We start from the raw sequence: 26,169 nt of genomic DNA, 5'->3' as shown, positions 1-26,169 counted from the left end.
GGCGATGGCGCTGGTCACAAGCTGACCGGCGCCAATCTCAGCCCTTATGCTGCGCAGGGACGGCGCAGCGTGCATTCCGAAAGCATGGCATCAAGCTGTTCGATCGGAACGGGCCGACCGATAAAATAGCCTTGTGCCTTGCTGCAACCGGCGCGCGTCACCGCATCAAGCTCATCCAGTGTCTCAACGCCCTTTGCGACTGCGCCCATGCCCAGCGTTTCCGCCAGCGTGGCCACTGCGCGGATGATGGCAACGTTGTCCCGGTTTAGCGCCGCTTCCCGCACAAGATCTCCATCGATCTTGACCTTATTGAACGGGAACGCACGCAGAGCCGTAAGGGCGCCCGCATCCTTGCCGAAGCTGTCGAGCGCAATCGTCACGCCAAGCTGCTTCAGCTCCTGCAGCGTCGCGCGCAAATTCCCTTTGTCGCGAGCAAGCAGGGTTTCCCCAACTTCAAGCTCGAGTCTCCCAGCCGCCAGCCCCGAGCTTGCAAGGGCCTGCTGCACCGTCGACGTGAGAGTGCCGCTGTCGAATTCCAGCATCGACACGTTGACCGTAACAGCCAGATCATCCGACCAGCGCATCGCATCGCGACAGGCCTGCTGCAGAACCCATTTGCCGATATCAACGATGGCGCCGGTTCTCTCGGCAAGCGGCATGAACGTGCCCGCTGCTACCAGCCCGTCATCGGGATGCTGCCAACGCAGAAGTGCCTCGCAGCCGGTGACGCTGTTGGATTTGAGATTAAGAATCGGCTGGTAGTGCAGCTCGAACTGCTTGTTACGTAGCGCATCCTGAATATCGACCTCAAGCCGACGCTGCGCTTCAACGTGGCGTCCGCAACCGCATTGATACAGCTCGTAACCGCAGCGGCCTGCCGACTTCACATTATACAACGCGACATCTGCATTCTTCAGCAATTCATCGGGCGAGTTGCCATGCGCGGGCGCGCGCACAATGCCGATGCTGGCGCTGACGCTGATCGCATGCCCCAGAATACTGTATGGCCGATTTATCGCGGTGAGAATGCGCTCTGCCAGCCGCTCGCATTGATCACAGTTCACGTCACCACGTTGAATGATCGCAAACTCGTCGCCACCCAGACGGGCCAGAAAATCACTCTTGCGGATGCTTGCGCGCAGACGCTGCGCAACCGCCTTCAGCAAGGCGTCGCCTATCGGGTGCCCATGCGTATCGTTGACTTCCTTGAATTCGTCGAGGTCGAGCCAGTGGAGCGCCAGGTGCTCGCCAGCGCCCAGATCAGCCAACGCGGCTTCGAACGTCTGACGAAAATGGAATCTATTGGCCACTCCCGTCAGCGCATCGTGATGCGCAAGCCATTCGATCCGTTCTTCGGTGCGGCGCTTCTCGGTTATATCTTCTTGAATGTCGACCCACCCGCCTTCTGCCAATGGCTGGTAGGTGACCAGAAGCGTGCGGCCGTTACGAAGCTGCTGCACTTTCGTGAACGAACGGCCGTCGGCAATCATCTCCATATGCTGCGCCAGCCAGCGCGAGAAGCTTGCCGTTTCGTTAAAATTTTCGCGGCCGGTTTCGGAACGCACATGATAACGCACGATGTCGCCCAGATGCGTACCTGGCTGGGTCAGCTCCTGAGGCAGAGAGTAAATTTCGCGATAGCTCTTGTTGCTGACGACCAGTCTCTGGTCCGCGTCGAACATCGACAAACCGCGAACCATGTTGTTCAGCGCCACCTCGAACCAGCTGTTGATCTGCTCAAGCGAGCGCTTCTGCTCCTTAAGGAGAGCTGTTGTCTCCCAATCAGAAGCATCGGCGGCTGACGGCTCGGCGTCAGGTTGTTTGAATGCGGGTGTGTTACCCATTGAAGCGAATGCCCCTCCACAACGCTACCGCGTTGCATAGCAACGGTATGTGGCCCATTCCGCGGACGATACGCATCCATCCGTATGCGTTGACTTAAGCAGATAGGGGGCGTTTCGCGAAAATCGGCCCTATTGCGGTAACCATTCTGAACAACCGGGCACCGATACACCCCGATAATCAGGGGTTTTTTGCCTGTCACATCATGTCAATGATTAATTACAGCCGAGTCCTACAACCTTTGTCGCAATCACATTTTGTATCGCCGGACTTACCCAATCCGCCTACATCGTTTTCGGCTCGAAAAGACATATTTCCCGAACGACACAACGGGGGCATTCAGGCTTACGCGCCTTGCAGACATAACGTCCCAGCAGGATCAACCAGTGGTGGGCGTGAAGAGCATATCGCTGCGGGATAACGCGCAAGAGATCCTCCTCAACCTCAAGCGGGTTACGCCCACTGGAAAGGCCCGTCCGGTTGGCAATCCGGAACACGTGCGTGTCCACCGCCATCGTCGGTTCGCCGAATGCAATATTGAGAACAACGTTCGCGGTCTTGCGGCCAACACCCGGCAGGGCTTCCAATGCTTCGCGCGCCCGCGGCACCTCACCGCCATGGTTAGCGATAAGTTGACGCGACAGCTCCAGCACATTGCGCGCCTTGTTGCGATAGAGCCCAATGGTCTTGATGTATTCGCGGATGCCTTCTTCGCTCAGCCGTACCATCTTCTCAGGTGTATCGGCGATCTTGAACAGGGCCCGCGTTGCCTTGTTCACGCCAGCGTCCGTGGCCTGCGCCGACAGCACAACGGCGACAAGCAGTGTGAACGGATTGACGTATTCCAGCTCGCCCTTCGGCTCCGGGTTATCCTGCTCCAGCAGGTGAAACATTTCTTCGATGGCCTCAGGACTCAATCGCGTGCGGCCTCGGCTGCGCTGTCGCACAGGCGACCGCGTCTTAGCCGGCACCGATGGCTTCTTCTTGGTCGCCAATGCACCCGCTTTTACGGCTGACACAGGCTCGCCCTCGGCCGGCCGACGCCGCTTGCCCCGCCCCGCCACTGCAGACGTCTCCGATTTTATAGTTGTTTTAGGATTCGCCGCGTTGGCTTGACGGTCAGCCCGATTGACGCTCTTCATAAACGGTTCCCCACGCAAGGCTTGCAACATGGGCCACGATCACGAGCCAAACAACGTTCCTCACCAGGGAACTGCACAACCTAATGCCGATCTGCAGCACTCCGATCCAGGTTCGGTGCAACTCCTGCTGTATCCGCACAGATCGTTGAGCCTCAAGGGCTTTCGCAACCTGATGATCGCTCTTGGGGTCGTGAGCCTTGTTACCGGAGTGATATTTCTGCTCAAAGGAGCCTGGCCGGTTTTCGGCTTTTTCGGGCTCGACATCCTGCTCGTCTATGTCGCCTTTCGGCTGAACTATCGCGCGGCCAACCTCCACGAGCGCATCGATCTCAACCGACAACTCCTCACCATCACGCGAGTTTATCCTTCAGGCGAGCAGGAAAGCCGTGAATTCAATCCCTACTGGGTGCGCGTCCGGCTAGCCCAAAATCCGCAGGGCACCACCGACCTGCGGCTGGCCTCGCACGGTCAGGAGTTCGCGTTCGCACGCTTCCTCACCGATGACGAGCGCCGTGACCTCTGCCATTTTCTTTCTGGCGCGCTGGCTGAGGCGCGGGCGGCGCGCGCCTGACTGCCACGCAACGCCAGCCCCTAATTTTTGCTTTCCCAACCCATCAAGCTTGAAAACAATTTTGCGCAAAATCCGCTTTCCCTCGCGAGCGGGATTGCAACGCACCATGCGTAATATGCCTCGATGGATGGCGGATAAAACCGCCGCAACATCATGCAGCGGGAGAGACAAGCATGCGTGCAATTATTGCCAGCGCTTTGGCTGTGGGGCTGACGTGCGCCATGGGCGTTCAAACGGCGGATGCTGGTCGCAACGGCCGCGCCTATCGTACCGCTGACAGCTGCCGCCCCTACAATGGACCGTTCGGCTTCTACGGCAACATCTGGTGCCAGCCGAGCCAGGAATCCTACATGCGCAACCTGGGTGCGCAGTGGCCGCAGAAAACGCCGCGTTCGCTGCGCAATCCGCCTCGCTATGGATCGTATTACGACTATTGATTTTGCAAACGCACAGCGGGGTAGCGCATCGCCTCAACTCAGTTGAAGCGACCGCCCCGCTGGAGCACCTCGATCTTGTAGCCATCCGGATCTTCGATGAAGAAGAACTGACCGAACGGCTGCCCCTCATGCGTCATTGTCTTGATGTCCTTCGGCGATAGCCCGGCGGACTGCATGCGCGCATGCTCAGCACTGAGATCATCGACAACAAAAGCAACGTGGCCGTAGCCGTCACCCAGCGCATAGGGCTCGGCGCGACCCTTGTTGATTGTCAGCTCGACTTCGAAGGGCGACTGCTCGCCCTTCATGTAAACAAGCGTGAAATCGGGGAAGTCGACCCGCTGGGAAATTTCCAGCCCGAATGCCTTGCGATAGAAATCAACGCTGCGCGCCTCATCCAATACGCGCACCATCATATGGATCGGTTTGGCCATTCGTTCCCCCGTTATCAAATGTCAGCTTCAGGCGTCCGCGCGATGACTATTCAATCAAAGCCACGGGCGTGCAGCTGAAACTGTGTTCTCGAACGTCTCGATTTCCGACTTCTTCTGCAGCGTCAGACCGATGGAATCCAGCCCGTTCAACAGACAGTGCTTGCGGAACGGATCAATTTCGAACTTGATGACGCCGCCATCGGGGCCGTGAATTTCCTGCGCTTCCAGATCAACCGTCAGCGTTGCATTGGCGCCCCGGCTGGCATCGTCCATCAGCTTGTCGACTTCAGACTGCGGCAGCTTGATCGGCAGAATGCCGTTCTGGAAACAGTTGTTATAGAAGATGTCGGCGAAATCGGCGGCAATGACACAGCGGATGCCGAAGTCCAGTAGCGACCACGGCGCGTGCTCACGCGAGGAACCGCAGCCGAAGTTCTCGCCGGTCACCAGAATGGTGGCCTTGCGATAGGCCGGCTGGTTGAGCACGAAATCCGGGATTTCCTTGCCTTCCTGATCGTAGCGCATCTCGTAGAACAGGCTTTTGCCAAGCCCGGTGCGCTTGATCGTCTTCAGGAACTGCTTCGGGATGATCATGTCGGTGTCGATGTTGCGCAGCGGCAGCGGCGCGGCAACCCCGGTGAGCGTCGTGAACTTTTCCATGCTCGCTCTTCAGCGCCTTTCACATTCTGAGGCCATCAGCCAGGGCTCTGAAATAGCCTTCAGCCGAGGCGAGGCGATCAAGGTCTTTGGGCTTGCGGCCAGCCACCACATTTCTGTGCAGTTCGCCAGGTCGAAGCACCTCAAGCCGCCTTTTAACCCCCGCAAGCTTGCGCCCGTCAAGCTGCTGCTCCAGCGCACCGACCATGGTGTCTATGTAGCCGGCAATGCGGCCCAGTTCCCGCACCGCCTGTGCCCGGGCTGATCGATCCACCGGATTGGCTTCCAGCCGACGCAAGGCCTCGCCGGCTCGCTCCAATGTGGTGGCGATCCTTTCCGCATAGCCCGCCAGACGGACACGCCGCGCTTCGTCCAGGCCGGTGAGGATGGCAAGCCAGCAATGGACGGTCTGGGCGATGGCAAGAACACCGCGGGCGTAACTGACGATCGGCAAGATCTATGCTCCTGAAAAGGCAACTGAGCATAGGTGCGGGTTTGTCGGACGGGGATTTCAGTCGCCGAGCCCACCTTGGCAGCGGGCGCGGCAAGCCGCGCACTGGAATAGCGAGACTCGCCAAACCGCCCAGGCTCCGCCACCGAATTGCTGCAGGTGCGAACAATGTGTGCGCCTGCTTATTTTGGTTTCGGAATAATCACGCCGTCCATCTTTTCTTAACCAAAATTATTCACCCTCCGAGCACCGCCGATGACCGGCCGAATAGTGTTTCGGAGATGCGTATGTACCGAGTTCTCGCTGCCGTCCTTTTGACCGCTGTAGCTGTGCAGTTGTCGGGCTGCACCGGCTCTCTGCGCCTGGGAAGCAATGTCAGCGTTATGGAAAACCTGCTGAAGGCCAGCCAGGTTTGACGGTTGCTGCCGACGGAATGTCTTGCGCACGGCCAAACTTCCGTAGACGCTGCCCCGTCTCGCCGCTATTGGCGGCGGGATGCTGTTCAGCGTCCGCAACGCTTTCCGAAGATCGCACCGTAGATTGCCATGACCACTTCGCCATCCGGCCTTGCAGCACTCGCCAACGGCGCAGTGCTCTCTCCGTTCACGCAACTGCGCAAGCTGCTCGGTGATACCCCGGCCGGACATGCGAACGTCATCGACCTGACGATTGGCGAGCCGCGCGAGCCGATGCCGCCGTTCGTCACTGAAAAACTTCTGGAAGTTCAAACGGCATACGCCAACTATCCGCCGATCCGCGGTACCGGCGAACTGCGCAACGCGATTTCAAGCTGGGCAGCAAAACGCTTCGGCGCGAACGCTGCACCGGACCCCGAGCGCGAGATCCTGCCCATCAACGGATCGCGCGAAGGCTTGTTTTTAGCGGCTTTACCCGCAGTTGGGCGCAAGGCGAATGTCTCGCGGCCCGCCGTTCTCATGTGCAATCCGTATTACAGCGCATACGTTGGCGGCGCGTTGGCAACCAACGCCGAGCCGGTCTATCTCAACGCCACAGCCGCCACCGGCCATCTGCCTGATCTGGAAGCGCTGGCGCAGAATAAAGCCCTGCTCGAACGCACCGCCGCGCTCTATCTGTGCTCGCCCGCCAATCCGCAGGGCGCCGTTGCCGATGCGCAGTATATCAAGCGCGCACTCGACCTCGCCCGCGCCTACGACTTCATACTGTTCTTCGACGAATGCTATTCGGAGATCTACGACACCACCCCGCCCGCCGGCGCGCTTGAAGTTGCCGCGCAAACGCCGGAGCGGTTCAGCAATCTCGTGGTGTTCAATTCGCTGTCCAAGCGATCGAACCTGCCCGGCCTGCGCTCGGGCTTCTGTGCGGGCGATGCCAGCTTCATCGACACGTTCGGCGAGATCCGCAACATGGTCGCGCCGCAGATGCCCGGCCCGACGCAACACGCCTCCGCCGCCGTGTGGTCGGATGAAGTGCACGTGGAAGCAAACCGCGCTGCATACAGGCAGAAATACGATGTCTGCGATCGCATTTTGCAGGGCCGTTACGGTTACCAGCGGCCGGCCGGAGGCTTCTTTCTCTGGCTCGATGTGAACAATTTCGGCGGTGCAAGTGAGGCTACGGTAACCTTATGGCAACGTGCCGGTGTCAAGGTGCTTCCTGGCGCCTTTCTGGCACAGGCCGGATGTGACGGAACCAATCCTGGAGCAGATTATCTGCGACTGGCTCTTGTCCGTGACCCAGCGACGGTCGGCGAGGCGCTCGAACGATTAGTAGTAGTTCTTGCGTAACAGAGTACGTTCGATATGTCGCTCGAGTCGCATGACCCGAGACGCCTTCTTCCACCAGACCTGGAAGATCGGCTGATCGGCTGGATGATCCGCGTAGCTGGGCTGATGGCTCTCATCGGCGTCGCTGCAGCCTGGGCAAGCTTGCTGACGTGGTCGCAATCCGACCCGAGCCTCACGCACGCCGCCCATGGCGATCCCACCAACGCATTAGGAGCGGCCGGCGCCATCTTCGCGGATGTGCTGCTGAACACTCTCGGCTTTGCCGGCGTGTTTCTGCTGCTTGCGCCCATGTTCTGGGGCATCGAACTGATGCTGGCTGAGCGCATTTCCGCCAGCCGCAAGAAGACAAGCCTTTTCCCGCTCGCGGTTCTGCTTCTGGCCGGTGGCTTCGCAGCTCTGCCGCTTTCCGCTACCTGGCCCTTCGGACACAGCTTCGGTGGCATCGTTGGCGATTGGGTTTATAAGCTGACCGCTACCGCGTTGGATCTCGTCGGTGCATCCGCCGCGATGCCACTCGCCGGGTTTATCTATTTCCTCGCCGGTTTCGCCGTGCTCGGCTACAGCATCGGCCTGGAACGCGAAGACCTGAATCGCCTGCTGGATCGCAGCCGCCGCGTTTCGCGCAGCCGTGGTCCGCTGATGCCGGAATGGCTGGGCCAGTATTTCGCCCGTTCGCCGGTGGTGTTCCAGCCAGCAACTGCGGCGCCGATGCAGCCGGTCTACGCAACTGACAATGAAGCGCCTATCGCGCGCCGTCGCGAGCCGTTCCTTCCCGGACCGGCCAAGTTCGAACGCGCCATGCCGGATGACGCCGATACAGAAATCATGCATCCGGCGCAGCCGCCACGCTCACTGACCGACGCCATCGCAACCGACGCCGTACGCGATCACGATGACATCGGTTTCGATGACACGACCGACGCTGAAAGCCGTGCCATTGCACAGCGCTTTGCGCCCGCCAATGCGCCGCGCGTTGTCGCTGAACCTGACGACTCCGAAGACCTGCCCGCAATCGTAACCAAGCAGCGCGAACAGGCGGCGAAGACGGCGAAGCGCTCAGGGCTTCTGGGTGGCGTTGCCGCCCGCGCCCCGGCTTCGTATCGCCCGCCCGCGATGAACCTTCTGCGCCGGCCCCCTGCCGGAAAGCAGGGCCCAACGTTCACGCAGTCCGTGCTGCGTGGAACTGCACGCCTGCTTGAAGAAGTGCTGGCCGATTTCTCCATCAAAGGAGAAGTGCGCGAGATCAAGCCCGGTCCGGTCGTCACACTGTTTGAACTTGAACCCGCACGCGGCACCAAGTCATCACGCGTGGTGGCGCTGGCTGAAGACATCGCACGCTCGCTCAGCGTCACCTCGGCCCGCGCTGCGGTCGTTCCTGGCCGCAACGTGATCGGCATCGAGCTGCCGAACGTGCGCCGCGAAACCGTATATCTGCGCGACATCTTCGAAGCCGACACGTTCAGCGCATCCGAAGCCGCGTTGCCGATGGCGCTCGGCAAATCCATCGGTGGCGATCCCATCGTCGCGGATCTTGCACGCATGCCGCATTTGCTGGTTGCCGGCACCACCGGTTCGGGCAAGTCGGTCGGCGTCAATGCGATGATCCTGTCGCTGCTCTATAAGCGCGCGCCGGAAGATTGCCGGATGCTGATGATCGATCCGAAGATGCTGGAGCTGTCGGTTTACAACGGCATTCCGCACCTGCTGACGCCTGTCGTCACCGATCCGCACAAGGCCGTCGCGGCCCTGAACTGGGTCGTCGGCGAAATGGAAGAACGCTACAAGCGCATGGCCGCGCTGTCGGTTCGCAACATCGAAGCCTTCAACGCCCGCGTGAAGAAGGCGCAGAGCCGTGGCGAACAGCTTACGCGCACGGTGCAGACCGGCTTCAACGAAAGCACCGGCGAAGCCATCTACGCACAGCAGGAAGTTGCCGCTGAAACGATGCCGTACATCGTCGTGGTGGTGGACGAGTTCGCTGACCTGATGATCGTTGCCGGCAAGGAAATCGAAGCTGCCATTCAGCGTCTTGCACAGATGGCGCGTGCCGCCGGCATCCACCTCATCATGGCAACGCAACGTCCGTCGGTTGACATCGTCACCGGCACGATCAAGGCCAACTTCCCGGCTCGCATCAGCTTCAAGGTGGCATCGAAGATTGACAGCCGCACGATCCTGAACGAGCAGGGTGCCGAACAGCTTCTGGGGCAGGGCGACATGCTTTACTCGCTCGGCACCGGTCAGATCGTGCGCGCGCACGGACCGTTCGTTTCGGATGAGGAAGTGGAATCCATCGTCGAAGCGCTGCGCAAGCAGGGCACACCGCAATACGTCGATGGCATCACCGACACCGCGCCCGCAGCAGACGAAGCCGGTTCCGACCCGCGCACCGCAAGCGAAGATGACATCTACGACATGGCCGTCGCCATTGTGCTGCGCGATCGCAAAGCGTCGACTAGCTACATCCAGCGACGGCTGTCGATCGGCTACAATCGCGCCGCCGATCTGATCGAGCGCATGGAAAGCGAAGGTCTGATCAGCGCCGCAAGCAGCACCGGAAAACGCGAGATCCTCGTTTCCGGTCGTGACGGCTCCGGCGGCCGGGGCTGACCCGATACCGCCACCAGATTATCCAACCCCGCCGCTGTTTGGCGGGGCTTTTCAATGATCCGAGCCTAGCAACGTAAAAACCGCCAACATGTGGTCTCATTGTTTGGCCACGAGTGCGGGTCAGGTGTTCCCGGTTCGGCTGGGATATTCTATCTAATGCGAAAACTACGGCGATTCGGGAGACGTTGAGGGTCCATGCAGGAACTCAAAGCAGTCGCAGCAGCGGCACTGGTATCCCTCGGCCTTCTGGCCGTACCGGCGGCCGCCGTCGATCAGCCGGTCAAGCCTCCCGCGCCAATGCCAGCCTCCGGCCCCAAGCCGGGCGAAGCGACGGCAGGTGCCGGATCAGCCTGGAGCGCTCAGGTTGCCCCCACCAAGGCTGGCAACGAGGGCCTCGCTCTCGATGAACGCCAGACCGATCTCGTGCATCAGGTCTCGCAGTATTTCGCCGGTCTCGACACGCTGCAGGGCAACTTCGTCCAGACGGGCGCAGACAACAAGCGCATGCGCGGCAAGTTCTATGTGATGCGCCCCGGTCGCTTCCGCTTCGACTACAACCGCCCCTCACGTCAGATCGTCATTTCTGACGGTCGCTATCTGGCCATCCAGGATCTCGACCTCAACAACGAAGATCGCGTTGCGCTGGACGACACGCCATTCCGTCTCCTGCTGCGCTCGGACGTCAACCTCGTGCGCGATGCCAAGATCATGGAAGTTCAGGAGGCGGACGACCTGCTCGTTGTGGGCCTCGTCGACAGGAACCCGAACACCCCTGGCCAGATCAAGCTCTTCATGACGACCAAGCCGTCGCTTGAGCTTAAGGAATGGGTAACCAAGGATGCGCAAGGCCTTGATACGCGGGTTCAGGTTTCAAACCTCGCCAAGAGCGTCGAACTCGATTCCGCGATGTTCAAGATTCAGGCCCTGGGCAGACCGCTCGGCACCCCCTGAGCGGCGCGCCGCGAATCACATCACTGTGGCTCCACGAGCCCTGGGCAATCTCTGTCTGGGGATAACTTCCTATGCGCCGGTAACATTTTCGTGATCGACCGGGGGCGCCACTATTGAACTTTCAACCTTTGCGCTTAACTCAAGTCAGACAGGTGATGTCACCCTGTATCGGTAGTGCCCCCCCGTCTAGCCGAAAGACATCACCTGGGGCGCCGGCTTCCCTCCCGGCGCCGCGCGCGAAAGCGCTCTCGACGCCCAACCCCTCCCCCCGGGGTTGGGCGTTTTTTGTTCTAAGCCCGGATTTCAAGCCCGAACGTCAGCCTGCGGCAGCGCGCACTTCCTCTGCCCGCTGGGGCTGCTCAGCCGTTTCCGCCACCCCTGCGGGCTTGTGCACTGCCAGCGCATCCGCCTTCGCAAGGTGGGTATCAACACGCCGCAACACTTCGGCCGTCTGGGCCAGACGCGCTGACAGGTTCTGCATCAGGCGATCCGCCATCGCACGATCCTGCAAAATAAGTTCGTGCAGGCTGTCGCGTCGGATATGCACCGACCGCACCTTGTTGCGGGCAACGACGGTGCAACCGTAATTGGTCTCGATCAGCATCGCCGCTTCGCCGATCAGCGATCCACTCATGATCGGTTCGCCAACGGTGATGAGTTGCGGCCCGCTCACGCGCATCGCCTTACCCGACACGATAAGGATCGCAGCGTCGGCAACGGCGTCTTCCTCAACCATCGTCGCGCCCGGCGTGTAGGTGACGCGATCGGCTCGGCGCGCAATCGCGGCCACCTGCAGCGGCGTCAGCCCGCGGAAAATCGGGAGAATGGCGAGTTGTCCGGCAAAGAGTTCCAAGGCGTTCCCATCGCGTTTGAGTGGCCGAGGACGCGGAACTTTTCAGCATGCGAACATGCCTGCATCAGCTAAACCTTGCAGCGACGCAAGCTGCGGAAACCGTGAGTGATTCGCGGCATCGCACGCATGAGCGGTACACAATTGGCAGCGACGACGTCCACAAGTTACGCACGCACCCTGTGGAAAACACGCCTATCGGAACCCGCTCGCGGCCCAAAGGCCACGCCCTGCCGACGCACGGAATGGGGCAGTAAAACTTGCGAAAAATTAGCCGCGCGCCCAATCGGCAGCACCAGCTGCGATAGGCTTCGTCAGGGTACAAGCCGGTAGCCGCCAGCTTCCGTCACCAGAAGCTCTGCGTTCGACGGATCGCGCTCAATCTTCTGCCGCAGCCGGTAAATGTGCGTTTCCAGCGTGTGCGTCGTCACGCCAGCATTGTAGCCCCACACCTCGTGCAGCAGCGTATCGCGCGACACCACCTTGTCGCCGGAACGGTAGAGATACTTCAGGATTGAAGTTTCCTTCTCCGTCAGCCGGATCTTTGATCCCTTCTCGTCGGTCAGGAGCTTCGAGGCCGGCTTGAAGGTGTATTGGCCGATAGTGAAGATCGCATCTTCGCTCTGCTCGTGCTGACGCAATTGCGCGCGTATGCGTGCCAGCAGCACGGCGAACTTGAACGGCTTGGTGATGTAGTCGTTGGCGCCCGCATCAAGGCCGAGGATCTGATCCGCATCCGATACATTGCCGGTCAACATCACGATTGGCGTCTTGAAGCCGCCCTTGCGCAGCAGGCGAACCGCTTCCCTGCCGTCCATATCCGGCAACGATACGTCGAACACAACAAGATCGAAGTGGTTCGACTTGGCTATCTCCATACCCTTGGCTGCCAGACCGACAGTCTCGACGTCGAACTCGTCATGCAGGATGAGTTGGTCTTTGAGGGTTTCGCGCAGGTCCTCGTCATCATCTACAATGAGGACGCGTCGGGCCGTCGTCATCTTCGCTACTTCGCTCCCTCAGACTTCAAGAATCCCTGCGCCGGTTATTCCGGTGGGTTCGAGTACAATTCGTTGGCATAACTTGGGAGCATTAACGCCCCACCCCGTGACGGCAGCGATAAACTGCTTGGCCACTTCGGATGCCCCATCTTATCTGACGCTTGCCGAATAGCATGGACACCCCGGAAGCTCCAATGACCACCCTACCCAGTAACCGCCGGTCAGCTTCTAAAATAGTCGTGAGAAGCCTTTCGCCAAGGGCTACCCGGGGCGTTCTGACCTTCGGCAACCTCAGCTTTCCGTGCGTACTCGGGTTTAACGGCCGTCGCGTCGACAAGCGCGAGGGCGATAACGCCAGCCCGATCGGCACTTTCGCACTGCGCTCGGCGCGCTATCGCCCCGACAAGTTGCTGCGGCCACGCACGGGGCTGCCGATCCGCGCAATCCAACGCGACGACGGCTGGTGCGATACGCCCCGCGACCGCAATTACAATCGGCCTGTCCGACTGCCATATCCGGCCAGATGCGAAAAGCTTTGGCGCGACGACGGCCTCTACGATGCGATGATCATTCTCGACCACAACGAGCGGCCCCGAGTCCATGGCGGCGGCAGCGCGGTTTTCATCCACATTGCCCGCCCCGGCATGACGCCGACTGAAGGCTGCATCGCGTTACAGAGGCATCACCTGCTGCGCCTGCTGGAAGCGATTGGCAGCCAGCCCGGCGTAGTGCAGATCGTAATTCCAGCTTAATCCGCAAATCATCCGTCAACATACAAAAAAGGCCCGGAAGGCCGAAGCCCCGGGCCAGTTGTGCACGCCTAGGGGAAGGCGCACGCGCGCGGGAGACAAAGGCTGCGGACGAAACTCCGCCCGCAGCCCTTCGAGGAGTTACTGGAGAGACTCGCCGTGCAGAGCAACGTCGAGACCTTCCACTTCCGTAGCTTCGCTGACACGGATGCCCATGGTGTACTTGAGCAGCATCAGGATGCCGAAGGTAGCAACGGCACACCATGCGATGGTGGCGAGGATGCCGTAGAGCTGGATGCCAACCTGAGCGTAGTTGCCTTCGAGCAGGCCGGCGGTACCGCCGATTGCTTCGACCGCGAACACACCCGTGAGGATGGCACCGATGATGCCGCCGACGCCGTGGACACCGAAGACGTCGAGGCTGTCGTCGTAGCCAAGGGCCTTCTTCACGCCGGTCGACATGATGTAGCAGCCGACGCCCGAAGCCGCACCGATGAGGAGAGCACCCTTCACATCAACGAAGCCGCAAGCCGGAGTGATGGCGACGAGACCGGCGATGGCGCCGAAGCGATGCCAAGCATGGTCGGCTTACCGTGCACCAGCCATTCGGAGAACATCCAGGCCAGCGCGGCAGCAGCGGTAGCAACCTGCGTTGCGGACATTGCAACACCGGCAGTGGAGTTGGCGCCGAGGGCCGAGCCAGCGTTGAAGCCGTACCAGCCAACCCACAGTAGGGCAGCGCCGATCATCGTGAATACAAGGTTCGAAGGTGCCATGCTCTCGGTGCCGAAACCCTTACGGCGACCAAGCACGAGGCACGCAACGAGACCCGCAACACCGGCGTTGATGTGAACGACCGTGCCACCGGCGAAGTCAAGAACGCCATCGCCAGCAAGGAAGCCGCCGCCCCATACCCAGTGGCAGACCGGGACGTAGACGAGGAACAGCCACAGCGCCATGAAGACGAGCAGCGATGAGAACTTCATGCGGTCAACAACCGAACCGATGATCAGGGCGGGCGTGATCGCCGCGAAGGTCATCTGGAAGGTTGCGAAAACCAGCTCCGGAATGGTGCCGGTCAGGCTATCCTTGCCGATGCCAGCGAACATCATCTTGTCGAGGCCACCGATGTACGAATTGTAGGCGCCGCCATCGGTGAAGGCGAGGGAGTAGCCGGCAACAAGCCAGAGCACCGACATGAGACAGACCGTGGCGAACACAGCCATACAGACGGAAAGAATATTCTTCTTGCGCACCATGCCGCCGTAAAACAGCGCGAGGCCCGGAACCGCCATCATCAGCACGATGACCATCGACACGAGCATCCATGCAGTGTCGCCGGTATCAAGCTTAGGTGTTTCTTCCTGCGCCAATGCCGGCAGCGCCGTAGCCGCAAACAGGCCGGCTGCCACACAGGTGGACGCCGCCATTCTTCCGAGATCTCTAAAGTTCATCACTAGAATTCCCCTTCCCTTTGGGTACTGGTCGTCTTTTGCCCTCGCCCATGCAGGCGGAGCCGGTTCAAAGCGCGTTGTCGTCCGCCTCGCCGGTGCGAATGCGAACCGTGTGCTCGACAGGAGAAACGAAGATTTTGCCGTCACCGATCTGGCCGGTCTTGGCGGCGCGTTGGATCGCATCCACCGCCTTGTCGACCAGCGCTGTGGGAGCAACGACCTCGATCTTGATCTTGGGCAGGAAGTTCACCGCGTACTCGGCGCCGCGATAGATCTCCGTGTGCCCCTTCTGTCGTCCGTATCCCTTGACTTCCGTGACCGTCATGCCTTGCAGCCCGAGTTCGGTCAGCGCAGAGCGAACCTCCTCGAGCTTGAATGGCTTGATGATTGCCGTGATCAACTTCATGCCGATCTTTCTCCCCTTGACGCACTGACCGCCCGTAGCGGCGGCCTCATCGTCTTCTCAATTCGACGTGCGCATGCGCGACCGCCGCCCTAAGACGGAGTCAAGAGCCGTGCCAATTCGCGAGGGGAGGCGTAGGTCTTTGTTTTTATGAAATAAAAAAGAATATGCCGCCAAGCCGGAGGGCATTTTGGCGGCATATGATGCTTGTTATTTGTGCAATATCTGGTTGATGCTCACTATCTAGGCACAAAAGCGGAGGCTCGCTGCCTCATCAGCCCCTCCTGCACCACCGAGGCGATCAAAATGCCATCACGGGTGTAGATGCTGCCCCGGCAAAACCCGCGCGCGCCGAACCCGTTGGGGCTGTCCTGCACGTACAAAAGCCACTCGTCCGCGCGGAACGGCCGGTGAAACCAGATGCCGTGATCGAGGCTCGCGAGCTGCACATCGGCGTCGAACAGAAGCTTGCCGTGCGCGATAAGTGCCGTATCCAAAAGGGTAAAATCCGACGCATAGGCCAGCACCGCCTGATGCACGATAGGGTCATCCGGCAACTTGCCCGCCGCCTTGATCCAGATGTTCTGCACCGGCGTCTTCTTCTCGCGGACGAGATACCGCGACAAATCAGCCACTCGCATGTCGATCGGCCGCTCGCGGCTCCAGTAGCTGCGCATCGCCTCCGGCAGGGCATCCAGATGCTCGGCGATGGCGTCCTTCGGGTTCGGCAATGCCTCCGGCAGCGGCACGTCCACCGGCATCGTCGCCTGGTGTTCGAAGCCTTCTTCCGCCTTGTGGAACGAAGAGCTCATCGAGAAGATCGGCCGGCCGTGCTGGATCGCCTTCACCCGGCGCGTGGTGAAGCTGCCGCCATCGCGGATGCGCTCCACGTCATAGATGATGGGTCGCGACGGATCGCCCGCCAGCAGGAAATAGCCATGCAGCGAGTGCACCGGCCGCTCCGGATCGACCGTGCGCGCCGCCGCTACCAGCGCCTGCCCCAGCACCTGCCCGCCAAACACCCGCTGCCAGCCCTCGATGCCGCGCGCGCCGCGAAACAGGTTGTTCTCCAGCGGCTCCAGATCGAGCGTCGCCAGTAGCGCATCGAGAGCGGACTGGCCGGAGCTGTCGCCCGCGGGGTGGTCTGATGTCGTCATCTAAGTCCCTTCTCTCTGCCTGAAGCCTGTTCCGCGCCCCGAGCCTTGACCCGCGCTAGCGATACGGCGTCGGCCGACGGATGCTACGCGCTGCCCCGCTACGAGCCAAAATCCACTGACGCAGGCCAGTCCCATGCCGCAAATGGGTTGCCGCTGCTCGCGAGCAAGCCCCGCGCGTCACCACCGGGCGTTTCTCCCGCGCCCCGATCTTGCTATCAGCTTATCCAGCCGGGGCGCTCTGCAAATCGTGCGAACCCGCTGGCCGCACTGAAGGATGGATTGCAAATGGCGCAACAGCCCGCCCGTTTCGATGTCGCGATCTCCGGCGCCAGCTATGCCGGCATGGCGCTGGCCTGCGCTCTCGCCGACGCCTTGGGCGACGACCTACGCATCGCCCTGATCGATCGCGCATCGCCGCCCGCTGCAACATCCGGCCATCAGACCAACCACGCGCACGATGCCCGCGCCTTTGCCCTCTCCGCTGCATCCCGCCACCTGCTGCAGGCCATCGGCGTTTGGGACAGTATCGCCCACGCCGCCCAGCCCGTGACGGGGATCGAGCTGACCGACTCCCCGCTCGATGCCGGCGTGCGGCCAGTGCTGCTGCGCTATGACAACGTCACGGGCGATGGCGAAACTGCAACGCACATTGTGCCGGCGCACCTGCTGGCCGATGCGTTGCGCGCGCGTGTGGCAGCACACCCGTCCGTCACGCTGCTCGCGCCCGCAAGCGCAACCGGCTTCACCACCAACGACGCCACCGCCACGGTGCAGCTTGCCGACGGCCGTGAAATCAACGCCGCACTGGTCATCGCCGCCGACGGACGCAAATCGACGTTGCGCGAAGCGGCGAACATCAAACTGATCGGCTGGGACTATAAGCAGACCGGCATCGTCACCACGGTGCAGCACGCGCATTCGCATGAAGGCCGCGCGGTGCAGCACTTCCTGCCCGGCGGGCCGTTCGCCATTCTGCCGCTGACCGGCAACCGCGCCTGCATCACCTGGAGTGAGGATGCGAAGGAAGCCGCGCGCATTCTGGCGCTGGACGATGACGGCTTCCTGCACGAGGTGGAGAAGCGCTTCGGTGGCCGCCTCGGCGCCATCACGCTGGAAGGGCCGCGCCAGTCGTGGCCGCTGTCGATGCATCTGGCGCGCAGCTATGTCGGCCCGCGGTTTGCGCTGATCGGCGACGCCGCGCATGGCGTTCATCCCATTGCGGGGCAGGGGCTGAACCTCGGCCTGCGCGATATCGCGGCGCTGACGGAAGCGGTGGCCGATAACATGCGGCTTGGGTTCGACGCGGGCGATCCGCAGGCACTGCGCCGCTATGAGCGCTGGCGGCGTTTTGATTCAGCGGTTTCGACAGCAACGTTCGACGGCATCAACCGCCTGTTCTCCAGCGACGCAACGCTGCTACGCTCCGCGCGCGAGTTCGGTCTCGGTGTTGTCGATCGCGTGCCGGCGCTGAAGCGTTTCTTCGTCGAGGAAGCCGCAGGCCTCACCGGTAACGTGCCAAAGCTGCTGCGCGGCGAGCGGGTTTAGGGATAGGCGCAACCGAACCTACTTACTGCGCCGGTTGCGCGCATCCATCAAGCCAGACATCGGAAAATCCCGCTGGCGAACACGCACCCGCAACCAGCCGTTCGATGCGCGCGGCCCGCTCTGAAAGCTTGGTGTCCTGCGCATCAAAAAGATCATACGCCGCCGGAGCGATGAGCACAGCAACCAGCCGGATGAATTCCGCTTCGCTTAAATCCGCTGGCGGCCTGCCGTAAACTGCGGTGCTCGCGTTGTGAAACCCGACCATCCATCCGTCGGGACCTTTGCCCATCTCAAGCGTATCGAGCCAAAGCCCCAGGATCTGCTCCTTCGACAGCTTGCTTTCCAGACCAAGCGCATAGCCGGTCTGCCGGATCTTGCCAAAGCCGGGACGAAACTTATCGAAGCCCAAGCGCTTGGAAGCCGATTGCGTGATCGTCGTGAGTCCTGCGCCCGGTGTCGAAAAATCGACGCCGCCATGCCCAGCAAAATTCGGATCTTCAACCGCGAGCAGAATTTCGCGATGGCGCGCTCCCAGCTGATCGCCGCCACGGCCCTGCGCAATCAACGCATCGGCCCGCGCGCGCAATTTGTCGGCGTCCGAACGCGCATCGATGTAGCCCAGCCCACCCGACACAAGAACCGCGCCGAGCACCAGAACAAGGAGCACACCAACCAGAATGCCTGCAAACTTGAATACTTTTCTCATGCCATCCGCGCGCTGCGATTTAGGATGGCCCAATTGCACATGTGTTTCCGGCCATTCCGAGGCGCGCAGCGAGCTCAGCGGAAATGCGAAAAGTGCGAACGGATGACAGTGCGCAAAAAGCTGCCGAAGGCAGCGCGGAGTCAGCAGATCTGATCTGTCCATGCAGAAGAACATTCAGCGCCAATCGATCCGCTCGACACACATCGTATCACGATATATTGACAGATAGAAACAGAAACGGCCGGGATTACACCCGGCCGCCGGAAACTCGCGTTACGGACAGAACCAGACCGGGCCGACCACCACGCATCCGCGGCGTTGCCAATCTGATGGGCGCTTACCGTGCCTCTTCCAGTTCTTCGGCGCCTTATCGTATTTATGGCCGGGCTTGTACTTCGGACCAGTGTCGTGCTTGTGCCCCGCCTTCTTGTCCGGACCGTGATTTTTCGATTTGGCGTGGTGGTGCCCTTTCGAATGACGGTCGTCCTTCACCAGCTGTAACGTGTTGGGGCCATGCTGAACGCCCGAAAATCCCAATGGCGCCGCAGACGCCGCATAAGAGAAACAGACGACCGCAGCCGCGACCAATCCAACTATCCGCATAGATCCTCCCGAACGCGTCCAAATGCCCGCGTCATGCTAGCTTCAACTCCTCCGATCCATGAGGCTCCGGAGGAGTACCCACATAACGCTGCGCCGGACGATATCCGTCGCATAGCGATATAGATAAATGCGCGGCATGACGCTTGGCTTGCCGACGGCTGAAGCCCTTCTTCATCGATCCGGCGGCAGCACTAACGGCAGCAACCGAAGCGGCTGCGAGGCAGACGCTTTAGCGGCGGCTCCAGATTCCCCCCGCCCGCAATCTCGATAGCCGCTTGCTACCGCCTGCGGCGTCCGTGGACCGCCCATAGGCGTTGATGACCTATGAAACGAACGAGCCCCGCGAACGCGCGATCACCGGTGCACAGATATCTAGAATCTTGACAAATCCGGGGGATTGGCGGCTTAGAGCAAACTTACGCTTTTGAGGGCCGGGCCAGCAATTCATGGACGTTCAAGCTCAGGAAGAAGTCCATCGCATCTGGGATGAAATTTCAGATTTCGACACCAGCAGGTCTGAGGAAGCCGCGCGACACCTCTTGACCCGACTCTGCGACCTCGGCGGCGCATGGAATGCCACCTGGGCCGGAGCGATACGCGTCGGCGGAGCAAACGCTGACGATCCGTTGGCCGGGTGGCGCGTGGGTGCTGTGCAGGCGCTCCATGCCGCCGGATCCCTTCCCGATGAGGGGCATTTCAAGGAGATCCTGCGCATCTGGGACCGGCGCGAGATCGATGTATCTTTTCTTCTGCCGTTACGGGACGTCGGCACATTCAGAACCTACTCGCTCCGCCGCGACCTGCCCCCTGACTGGTTCAGTTCTCCATTCTATGAAGCCTACTACGGCTCGGTGGGGACGCACGACGCTGTCTTCGTCGCCTTTCCCATGAATGGCGATTGCGAGTCGCACTTAGGCTTCTATTCCCGGAATACATTCACCGATGAGGAGATCGCGCTCCTCGCTTACGCGGCGCGGGGCATAAAGTGGTTCCACCGCCACCTGATGCTAAGCCACGGCCTCCTCATGGCATCCGCTCCGCTGACACCTGCCGAACGCAAGGTTCTGCAGCTTCTGCTGACCGACGCTTCTGAAAAGCACATCGCCCATCAAGCGGAAATCGCTGCTTCCACGGCCCATCAGCACGTGGTCAACATCTATCGAAAATTCGGTGTCCGCAGCCGCGCAGGATTGATGAGCCTCTGGCTCAGCCGGCGCTGACGTTGATCAATCGCCGCAACATCAAACACACCCAATCTACCCTCCACTGATTAGTGGGTATGACGTCCGGTTCTGCTCCCGGTACTGACTTGATGTGACGGAATCGCTGCGCCGCCACCTGGGGGATTGGAATGCATCTTAGCCGAATTGCCGCTGTAGTTGCGGCCATCGTGTTATCCGCCCATGGCCAGGCATCCGCTCAACAAGTATCCACCTCGGAAGCCCGGAAGTGGGGCGCGCACGTCGATGTAGAAGGGCTGTACGGGAATGAGCGCAGCCTCGGCGTAATCGACTTTTTCCTGCCGTTGGCGCAGAGCGATCGCACGCTTCTGTTCGGCGATATCCGCATGCGCGCCGACGATGAAGGCAGCCGCGAGGGCAATTTCGGCCTCGGACTGCGGCACATGTTTCCGTCCGGCTGGAACGTCGGGGCCTACGGCTTTTTTGATCGGTCGCGCTCCTCGCTCGACGGCTACTTCAGCCAGGCAACATTCGGCGTCGAGGCTTTGGGGCGTGACTTCGACCTCCGCGCCAATGGCTATCTTCCGTTCGGCGACCGCGTGAGGGACCTCGCCGCCATTCCAGGTGGCGGGAGCTATGCGAGCATCGTCGGCAACGCCATCGAGGTGACGACGATGGGCGCAACTTTCAGCCAGGAGCGCGCTTTGCAGGGCTTCGACGCTGAGATCGGCTGGCGCGTTCCAATCTGGGCTGTTGAGGACAACAAGGCGCTGCGCCTTTACGCCGGCATGTTCCGCTTCGACGACAGCGTGGTGGAAGCCATCACCGGCCCACGGTTCCGGGCCGAGCTTACCGTCTATGAGCTGCCCTATCTGGGGGAAGATTCACGGCTGACGCTCGGCGCCGAATACCAGGATGACAACGTGCGCGGAAGCCAGGGCTTCGCGATGGCGCGCTTGCGTATCCCGTTGCAGTCCGAGAGCGCAGACAGGCGTCCGCTGAACTGGCAGGAGCGCCGCATGACCGACTTCGTCGTGCGCGACATCGACATCGTGACGGAGACGCGCAGCGTAACGGCGCCGACTATCGCCGAAACCGCGACCCAGACGACGAATGGCGATGACATCACCGTCATCGACAGCGCCACAACGTCTGGCGCAACCCTGCCGAGCGCCGTTGCAAACGCCGGCGCCGATAGCTTTGTCATTCTGTCTGGTACGTTTGTGACGACGGCCACCACGACGTTGCAATCGGGGCAGACGGTGATGGGCGCGGGCAATGTCGCCGTACAAACAGCGTCCGGCCGCACCGCGACGCTGACGACGCCCGGCGCCACCGTCAATCTTAGTTCCACCACCACCGGCACACCCGCATTTCAGATGGCCAGCGACAGCGCTCTCTCTGGTCTAACCATCAACGTCGTCGGCACAATCGGCGCCGCCGGTGTGAATGCCAGTAACGTCAGTGGCGTAACCATTGCCAACAACACAATATCGGTATCCGGAACGAACAATAACGTGGCTGCTCTGCAGTTTGTTAATTCGACGGTCACCGTGACCGGCAACAGCCTCAGCGCCACCTCCACGTTGGGCTACTACGCGGTCCCCCTGTTCATGAATGGCGGTACCTACACTATCGCCGGCAACACGTTCAACGCAGCAGGCGGCGATATCAGCCGTAGCCTCTATCTGGCGTCCAACCTAACATTCAATCCAGGCTCGACCGGCAATACGCTCGTCAGCGGCGGGTGTTTTGCGAGTGGTACAATTACGGGCAGTATTGGCCTGGCCGGCGGCGCGACCTGCCCCCCATGACGGCAGGCCGTCCTGCAATCTGCAGGCGTTGCGCCGCTATGAGCGCAGGCGGCGATCTGCTTCAGCGGTTTCGACGGCATCAACCGCCTGTTCTCCAGCGACGCAACGCTACTCCGGTCGGCGCATCAAACATGCGTTTTACAGCCGCAAAATTGTCATCCGCGCAGATGGATTGTTCGGTGGGGTGCGAGCGATTTAAGAAACGCATCGTCGTGGCTGATGACCAGCACCGCGCCATCGTAAGCGTTGAGTGCCGCTTCGAGGGCCGCAATACCGTCCAGATCCAGGTGATTGGTGGGCTCGTCGAGGATCAATAAACTTGGCGGCGGCATGCCCCCAAGTGCACAGGCGAGGCCGGCGCGCAGGCGTTCACCCCCGCTCAGGTTGCCCGCCAGCTGCGATGCGTCGCCAGCACGAAAGCCGAACCGCGCCAAGGCTGAATGGCTGGCGTGTACATCGGCGGAAGGGTTCAGCTGCTGGAAATTCTCGCGCAATGTTCGATTGGAATCGAGCAATCCGACATGTTGATCCAGCATCGCGAACGGCACCATCGCCGTTATGCGGCCGCTCTGCGGCACGAGGTGGCCGACGATGAATTTGAGCAGCGTCGTCTTTCCGCTGCCGTTTGGCCCGGCAATAACCACGCGCTCTGGCCCGATGATGCTCAGCGAAAAATCACTGATGACGGCTCGCATCGGGTCATATCCACCCGTTACGCCGTCGAGCCGAAGCACAACTTTGCCAGCTTGCAGTCCCGTTGAGGCAACGTCCATCCGTAGCGGCTGCAATACTTCGATCTTCTCGCGCGCGGCGGACAGCGCTGTTTCAGCCGTCTCGCGTCGGGCATCACGCACACGCGCGCCCGCAGCACCCGAGGCTTCTGCCCGATCCCTGCTGGCATCCAACAGGATTTTCGGATGATCACCCTTTGCCCGCGCCCTGTGCCCGGCACTGTCCTTGCGCGCTTTGCGTTCGACCGCTTGCTGTGCGCGGCGGGCCGCCTCTTTACTGGTCTTCTCCGCGCGGGCAAGGTCGCGCGATGCCACTTCCAACTCGGCATCCTTGCGTTGCCGGAAGGCGCTGTAGTTCCCGCCATAGCGGGCCGCGCCAAGAGAACTCAGCTCGACAATGGCGCCCATTTCCTCCAGCAATTCGCGATCGTGACTGACGATAATCGCGCCACCGGCCCAGCTTCGGATGAGATCGATTACAGCCCTGCGTCCCGCCCGATCGAGATTATTTGTCGGCTCGTCCAACAGCAGAAAGTCGGGCGCGGCAAGGATCAACGCTGCAAGCGCGGCGCGACTGCGTTGCCCACCCGATAGCGTAGTTAGCAGTGTCTGCGACGGCGCGGTCAGACCACAACGCGACAGCGCTGTCTCGATCCGTGCGGGCAACGTCCAGTCTGCTTCAGCCATGTCGTCAGCATCCGCAAGCCCTGCTTCTGCGCGATCGAGCCGATCGAGCGCTTGCCGTACGCCCAGCACGTCCGCGATCGTTTTACCGGGCCGCTCCATCGCATCCTGCCGCATCATGGCGATGGTGCCCGATACATGCACATGACCTGAAGCAGGGCGCAGATCGCCGGAAATGAGGCGCAGAAGCGTGCTCTTGCCAGCACCGTTACGGCCGACAATGCCGGTGCATTCAGCACCGAAATTCAGATTGAGATCAGTGAAAAGCGGCGTGCCGTCAGGCGTGGACCAGGACAGGCCGGTGAGGGAAACGGATGGAGGCATGGGACATGACTTCTCGCAGCGAAACCGAAAGGGTGAAGGCAGCGAGGTTCATGTCCATATCGATAGCGTCTCCAGTCATGTGTCGGGCCGAAAGTAGGTGCGGCCTCAGAGCTTCGCAAGAGGCCATATCACCAATTGTGCCCGGCGAAGCCCTGCCCTGCAAGCTGCAGCGCATTCGCGACCATTTCAGGGCAATAGCAAAAGTGCGCTAAATCCAAATGCCGACGCAAACGCGCGCCACAGCATTCAGTGCGCGTGCGGATCGACATCGTCCGGTTCGTCACAGTCGTCGCCTACTTCTTCGGCGGCCTCGCGTAGCGCGGCGTCTTCCGCGGAACGATCAATCGTGAGACGATGTTTTTCCAATGCGCGAGACTCAGATGACTTGAGTCATCTCAAATGAAACTATGCCGTCTGAATATTCGCCGCGCGCCGGGCGTTCGCCCAGGACCAACAATCTATTGCTGCGGCTCATCTTAATTCGAAATCCCTGCGCTAACGACAGAACGTGCGCAATGGCTTCATGCTCACAGACTTGGTTTAGCGTGTGTTGAATCCGAATAATGTTCGGTGTCCCGTCGGATGTAAGCGCATCAACGTCAACCTGAACCATACCATCCGCCCATTCCGCCATCGGCAAGCGAGGCAAATGCATGTCGAGAAGATCGCGCCGGTTGTCGCAAAGTATGTGCGCAGTGGATTGGATCAGGTAGTCGTTGCGTCCCAGAGATGCGGCAGGAATTTTGACTACAGGTCTAGCTAAACGCCGAAAGCGGTCAGGAACATCGTTCCGGATATCAACCAGATTCAGCTGAACACCCGACGAAATATAACGCGTCATTCCGATCTGGTCGGGCGGGCTCCAATAGAACGCACAAATCGTGGACGCATCCAGATCATCAGCCGCTGTGGTCGCAGCTGCATTGAAGCCGTGCCACGACACAACCAACCACTCAGAAAGTCTGACAGACTGCGAAAGGATGAAGCATGCCGCCAGAGCCGGATCATCCGTGTCGAGATAGTTGAATGCTTCAAACTTCCAGACATCTGGCGCGTGTTTATCGTGGCGCCACCTGCCTTCCACGTGAAGCCGGTGACCAAGCGCGCGCTCAAGCTCTTTAAGCGGCCGCGACGTCAGCTTTCTCTTGTGAAAGGGACCGATGTTTATATCGACGTCCCACCACACCAGCACACGATGCGAAGCTGTCGAATTGCTGCTGGTGGCGTTTTCAATTTTCATGCGCTGAACGACAATGTAGCCATCGTCCACTTCACCGCGCCATCAGGGCGAAGACGCCCCAACCCAGATATTCGCGCGCATATCTGACGTATCGTTCGGGCGCTGAGGTAAGCTCAGCGCGAACGTCTGCCGCAAAATCATCGTCAGAGTTTTCTTCCAGCCAGCGGCGCATCGTCAGCCACTTGGCTGCCTCGTAGCGATCCCAGCTATCCTGATCCGCAAGAACCATTTCGACGACGTCGTAACCGAGGCTTCCGAAAGCCGCGAGCAGATCAGGCAGAAGCATAAAGTCAGCAATCGCATTCGCCCGGCATCCCTTTGCAACATGCTCCGTCGGCGGCAACCGCAGCCAGTATGGCTCGCCAATGAGGATGACCCCGCCGGGGCGCAAGCTCCGCGCCAGCAGCGCGATCGTGCCCTCAACCCCGCCGCCAATCCACGTGGCACCGACACAGCATGCAACATCGACCTTCGCATCGGCGACATAGCCGGCGGCATCACCGTGGATGAATGCGACGCGATCTTCGACGCCAAGTTCTTCAGCGCGGAGTTTGGCTTGCGCGGCAAACAGGCGGCTCATGTCAATACCCGTGCCGCTGATGCGATGATCGCGCGCCCAGGTGCAGAGCATCTCTCCCGAGCCACTGCCAAGGTCTAGCAAACGGGCGTTTTCTGGCATGCGCAACGCCGCGCCGAGCGTGGCGAGCTTTTCCGGCGTCAGCGGATTGTGAATCCGGTGTGCCGCCTCGGAGATATTGTAGATGCGCGGAATGTCCACTGTAGCGCCTTTCGCGTATGCGGTTGCCTCCGGCAGCAATTGCGCCGGATGCTCTGAACAGGCGAGGACCAACGATTGCAATCGGCCA

General features: G+C 60.7%; 24 protein-coding genes and 1 pseudogene. 10 read left to right on the top strand and 15 right to left on the bottom strand.

Going from position 1 to position 26,169, the window contains the following annotated elements; all coding sequences use genetic code 11:
- Positions 1-44: 44 nt before the first annotated feature.
- Both QEZ49_RS14655 and nth read right to left on the bottom strand, forming a co-directional pair.
- Positions 45-1,844, bottom strand: coding sequence for an EAL domain-containing protein (locus tag QEZ49_RS14655; protein WP_280388033.1), 1,800 nt, complete (start codon positions 1,842-1,844; stop codon positions 45-47).
- A gap of 282 nt (positions 1,845-2,126) precedes the next feature.
- A complete protein-coding gene (gene nth / locus QEZ49_RS14650; protein ID WP_280388031.1) occupies positions 2,127-2,861 on the bottom strand; it encodes an endonuclease III in 735 nt (244 codons plus the stop codon).
- A 151-nt stretch (positions 2,862-3,012) separates the two neighbouring features.
- Here nth and QEZ49_RS14645 point away from each other — a divergent pair, with 151 nt between their 5' ends.
- Together QEZ49_RS14645 and QEZ49_RS14640 are read left to right on the top strand one after the other, a co-directional pair.
- Positions 3,013-3,555, top strand: a complete 543-nt coding sequence (locus QEZ49_RS14645; RefSeq protein WP_280388029.1) for a DUF2244 domain-containing protein — start codon at positions 3,013-3,015, stop codon at positions 3,553-3,555.
- A 173-nt stretch (positions 3,556-3,728) separates the two neighbouring features.
- The gene (locus tag QEZ49_RS14640; protein WP_173952798.1) at positions 3,729-3,992 is read left to right on the top strand and encodes a hypothetical protein; all 264 of its coding nucleotides are present in this window, start codon (positions 3,729-3,731) and stop codon (positions 3,990-3,992) included.
- Positions 3,993-4,030: 38 nt separating this feature from the next.
- Here the strand turns inward: QEZ49_RS14640 and QEZ49_RS14635 are convergent, their stop codons facing one another.
- From QEZ49_RS14635 to QEZ49_RS14625, 3 genes are read right to left on the bottom strand one after another with little or no spacing between them, the layout of a single operon-like run.
- Positions 4,031-4,426 carry a VOC family protein gene (locus QEZ49_RS14635; RefSeq protein WP_280388027.1) on the bottom strand — a complete coding sequence of 132 codons (396 nt, stop codon included), beginning with the start codon at positions 4,424-4,426 and terminating at the stop codon, positions 4,031-4,033.
- 54 nt (positions 4,427-4,480) lie between these two features.
- Positions 4,481-5,086: a 3-isopropylmalate dehydratase small subunit gene (leuD, locus tag QEZ49_RS14630; protein ID WP_068462891.1), complete on the bottom strand. Its 606-nt coding sequence runs from the start codon at positions 5,084-5,086 to the stop codon at positions 4,481-4,483.
- A gap of 19 nt (positions 5,087-5,105) precedes the next feature.
- Complete coding sequence (locus QEZ49_RS14625; protein WP_280388024.1) at positions 5,106-5,537, bottom strand: hypothetical protein; 432 nt, start codon at positions 5,535-5,537, stop codon at positions 5,106-5,108.
- Between the two features lie 284 nt (positions 5,538-5,821).
- On the opposite strand from QEZ49_RS14625, the gene QEZ49_RS14620 reads away from it, so the two are divergent.
- The 4 genes from QEZ49_RS14620 to QEZ49_RS14605 all read left to right on the top strand — a co-directional run bounded on the left by QEZ49_RS14620 (position 5,822) and on the right by QEZ49_RS14605 (position 10,861).
- Positions 5,822-5,950 (top strand): hypothetical protein, encoded by a 129-nt coding sequence (locus QEZ49_RS14620; RefSeq protein WP_280388022.1) that lies wholly within the window; start codon positions 5,822-5,824, stop codon positions 5,948-5,950.
- A gap of 129 nt (positions 5,951-6,079) precedes the next feature.
- A complete protein-coding gene (locus QEZ49_RS14615) occupies positions 6,080-7,300 on the top strand; it encodes an aminotransferase class I/II-fold pyridoxal phosphate-dependent enzyme (protein ID WP_280388020.1) in 1,221 nt (406 codons plus the stop codon).
- Between the two features lie 84 nt (positions 7,301-7,384).
- Positions 7,385-9,910, top strand: coding sequence for a DNA translocase FtsK 4TM domain-containing protein (locus QEZ49_RS14610; RefSeq protein ID WP_280388018.1), 2,526 nt, complete (start codon positions 7,385-7,387; stop codon positions 9,908-9,910).
- Positions 9,911-10,105: 195 nt separating this feature from the next.
- The gene (locus QEZ49_RS14605; RefSeq protein ID WP_280388016.1) at positions 10,106-10,861 is read left to right on the top strand and encodes an outer-membrane lipoprotein carrier protein LolA; all 756 of its coding nucleotides are present in this window, start codon (positions 10,106-10,108) and stop codon (positions 10,859-10,861) included.
- Between the two features lie 316 nt (positions 10,862-11,177).
- Here QEZ49_RS14605 and QEZ49_RS14600 read toward each other — a convergent pair whose 3' ends face one another.
- Positions 11,178-11,714, bottom strand: a complete 537-nt coding sequence (locus tag QEZ49_RS14600; RefSeq protein ID WP_280388014.1) for a cyclic nucleotide-binding domain-containing protein — start codon at positions 11,712-11,714, stop codon at positions 11,178-11,180.
- 311 nt (positions 11,715-12,025) lie between these two features.
- Positions 12,026-12,712: a response regulator transcription factor gene (locus QEZ49_RS14595; RefSeq protein WP_280388012.1), complete on the bottom strand. Its 687-nt coding sequence runs from the start codon at positions 12,710-12,712 to the stop codon at positions 12,026-12,028.
- 194 nt (positions 12,713-12,906) lie between these two features.
- Here QEZ49_RS14595 and QEZ49_RS14590 point away from each other — a divergent pair, with 194 nt between their 5' ends.
- Positions 12,907-13,464, top strand: a complete 558-nt coding sequence (locus tag QEZ49_RS14590; protein ID WP_280388010.1) for a L,D-transpeptidase family protein — start codon at positions 12,907-12,909, stop codon at positions 13,462-13,464.
- Positions 13,465-13,602: 138 nt separating this feature from the next.
- Here the strand turns inward: QEZ49_RS14590 and QEZ49_RS14585 are convergent.
- The 3 genes and pseudogenes from QEZ49_RS14585 to tesB form a co-directional block, all read right to left on the bottom strand.
- Positions 13,603-14,891 (bottom strand): annotated as a pseudogene (locus QEZ49_RS14585) (ammonium transporter).
- A 91-nt stretch (positions 14,892-14,982) separates the two neighbouring features.
- Entirely contained in the window at positions 14,983-15,321 is a 339-nt protein-coding gene (locus QEZ49_RS14580) for a P-II family nitrogen regulator (RefSeq protein WP_068462907.1), read from the bottom strand.
- A 236-nt stretch (positions 15,322-15,557) separates the two neighbouring features.
- Positions 15,558-16,475 carry an acyl-CoA thioesterase II gene (gene tesB / locus QEZ49_RS14575; protein WP_280388007.1) on the bottom strand — a complete coding sequence of 306 codons (918 nt, stop codon included), beginning with the start codon at positions 16,473-16,475 and terminating at the stop codon, positions 15,558-15,560.
- Positions 16,476-16,760: 285 nt separating this feature from the next.
- On the opposite strand from tesB, the gene QEZ49_RS14570 reads away from it, so the two are divergent.
- A complete protein-coding gene (locus QEZ49_RS14570) occupies positions 16,761-18,020 on the top strand; it encodes an FAD-dependent monooxygenase (RefSeq protein ID WP_280388005.1) in 1,260 nt (419 codons plus the stop codon).
- A 22-nt stretch (positions 18,021-18,042) separates the two neighbouring features.
- Here the strand turns inward: QEZ49_RS14570 and QEZ49_RS14565 are convergent, their stop codons facing one another.
- Both QEZ49_RS14565 and QEZ49_RS14560 read right to left on the bottom strand, forming a co-directional pair.
- Positions 18,043-18,726 carry a transglycosylase domain-containing protein gene (locus tag QEZ49_RS14565; protein ID WP_280388003.1) on the bottom strand — a complete coding sequence of 228 codons (684 nt, stop codon included), beginning with the start codon at positions 18,724-18,726 and terminating at the stop codon, positions 18,043-18,045.
- Positions 18,727-18,999: 273 nt separating this feature from the next.
- Positions 19,000-19,314 (bottom strand): hypothetical protein, encoded by a 315-nt coding sequence (locus tag QEZ49_RS14560; RefSeq protein ID WP_280388001.1) that lies wholly within the window; start codon positions 19,312-19,314, stop codon positions 19,000-19,002.
- Positions 19,315-19,775: 461 nt separating this feature from the next.
- Between QEZ49_RS14560 and QEZ49_RS14555 the strand changes: the two genes are divergently transcribed.
- Entirely contained in the window at positions 19,776-20,549 is a 774-nt protein-coding gene (locus QEZ49_RS14555; protein WP_280387999.1) for a helix-turn-helix transcriptional regulator, read from the top strand.
- A 131-nt stretch (positions 20,550-20,680) separates the two neighbouring features.
- Positions 20,681-22,324: an inverse autotransporter beta domain-containing protein gene (locus QEZ49_RS14550; RefSeq protein WP_280387998.1), complete on the top strand. Its 1,644-nt coding sequence runs from the start codon at positions 20,681-20,683 to the stop codon at positions 22,322-22,324.
- Between the two features lie 155 nt (positions 22,325-22,479).
- Here QEZ49_RS14550 and QEZ49_RS14545 read toward each other — a convergent pair whose 3' ends face one another.
- From QEZ49_RS14545 to QEZ49_RS14535, 3 genes are all read right to left on the bottom strand, one after another.
- The gene (locus QEZ49_RS14545) at positions 22,480-24,063 is read right to left on the bottom strand and encodes an ABC-F family ATP-binding cassette domain-containing protein (protein ID WP_280387996.1); all 1,584 of its coding nucleotides are present in this window, start codon (positions 24,061-24,063) and stop codon (positions 22,480-22,482) included.
- A 376-nt stretch (positions 24,064-24,439) separates the two neighbouring features.
- Positions 24,440-25,333 carry a hypothetical protein gene (locus QEZ49_RS14540; RefSeq protein ID WP_280387994.1) on the bottom strand — a complete coding sequence of 298 codons (894 nt, stop codon included), beginning with the start codon at positions 25,331-25,333 and terminating at the stop codon, positions 24,440-24,442.
- Between the two features lies 1 nt (position 25,334).
- A complete protein-coding gene (locus tag QEZ49_RS14535; protein ID WP_280387992.1) occupies positions 25,335-26,162 on the bottom strand; it encodes a class I SAM-dependent methyltransferase in 828 nt (275 codons plus the stop codon).
- Positions 26,163-26,169 lie beyond the last annotated feature (7 nt).

Origin of the sequence: Hyphomicrobium sp. D-2 (genome assembly GCF_029872155.1) — a bacterium.
Taxonomy (GTDB): Bacteria; Pseudomonadota; Alphaproteobacteria; order Rhizobiales; family Hyphomicrobiaceae; genus Hyphomicrobium_A.
The sequence above is the reverse complement of the archived record's forward strand: the minus strand, read 5'-3'. Positions and strand labels throughout refer to the sequence as shown.

What these genes read in the sequence shown, in the direction of transcription:
- QEZ49_RS14655 (WP_280388033.1), bottom strand. Translation starts at nt 1,844, where the DNA reads ATGGGTAACACACCCGCATTCAAACAACCTGACGCCGAGCCGTCAGCC.
- QEZ49_RS14645 (WP_280388029.1), top strand. Translation starts at nt 3,013, where the DNA reads ATGGGCCACGATCACGAGCCAAACAACGTTCCTCACCAGGGAACTGCA.
- QEZ49_RS14640 (WP_173952798.1), top strand. Translation starts at nt 3,729, where the DNA reads ATGCGTGCAATTATTGCCAGCGCTTTGGCTGTGGGGCTGACGTGCGCC.
- QEZ49_RS14635 (WP_280388027.1), bottom strand. Translation starts at nt 4,426, where the DNA reads ATGGCCAAACCGATCCATATGATGGTGCGCGTATTGGATGAGGCGCGC.
- leuD (WP_068462891.1), bottom strand. Translation starts at nt 5,086, where the DNA reads ATGGAAAAGTTCACGACGCTCACCGGGGTTGCCGCGCCGCTGCCGCTG.
- QEZ49_RS14620 (WP_280388022.1), top strand. Translation starts at nt 5,822, where the DNA reads ATGTACCGAGTTCTCGCTGCCGTCCTTTTGACCGCTGTAGCTGTGCAG.
- QEZ49_RS14615 (WP_280388020.1), top strand. Translation starts at nt 6,080, where the DNA reads ATGACCACTTCGCCATCCGGCCTTGCAGCACTCGCCAACGGCGCAGTG.
- QEZ49_RS14610 (WP_280388018.1), top strand. Translation starts at nt 7,385, where the DNA reads ATGATCCGCGTAGCTGGGCTGATGGCTCTCATCGGCGTCGCTGCAGCC.
- QEZ49_RS14605 (WP_280388016.1), top strand. Translation starts at nt 10,106, where the DNA reads ATGCAGGAACTCAAAGCAGTCGCAGCAGCGGCACTGGTATCCCTCGGC.
- QEZ49_RS14595 (WP_280388012.1), bottom strand. Translation starts at nt 12,712, where the DNA reads ATGACGACGGCCCGACGCGTCCTCATTGTAGATGATGACGAGGACCTG.
- QEZ49_RS14590 (WP_280388010.1), top strand. Translation starts at nt 12,907, where the DNA reads ATGACCACCCTACCCAGTAACCGCCGGTCAGCTTCTAAAATAGTCGTG.
- QEZ49_RS14580 (WP_068462907.1), bottom strand. Translation starts at nt 15,321, where the DNA reads ATGAAGTTGATCACGGCAATCATCAAGCCATTCAAGCTCGAGGAGGTT.
- tesB (WP_280388007.1), bottom strand. Translation starts at nt 16,475, where the DNA reads ATGACGACATCAGACCACCCCGCGGGCGACAGCTCCGGCCAGTCCGCT.
- QEZ49_RS14570 (WP_280388005.1), top strand. Translation starts at nt 16,761, where the DNA reads ATGGCGCAACAGCCCGCCCGTTTCGATGTCGCGATCTCCGGCGCCAGC.
- QEZ49_RS14565 (WP_280388003.1), bottom strand. Translation starts at nt 18,726, where the DNA reads ATGAGAAAAGTATTCAAGTTTGCAGGCATTCTGGTTGGTGTGCTCCTT.
- QEZ49_RS14555 (WP_280387999.1), top strand. Translation starts at nt 19,776, where the DNA reads ATGGACGTTCAAGCTCAGGAAGAAGTCCATCGCATCTGGGATGAAATT.
- QEZ49_RS14550 (WP_280387998.1), top strand. Translation starts at nt 20,681, where the DNA reads ATGCATCTTAGCCGAATTGCCGCTGTAGTTGCGGCCATCGTGTTATCC.
- QEZ49_RS14545 (WP_280387996.1), bottom strand. Translation starts at nt 24,063, where the DNA reads ATGCCTCCATCCGTTTCCCTCACCGGCCTGTCCTGGTCCACGCCTGAC.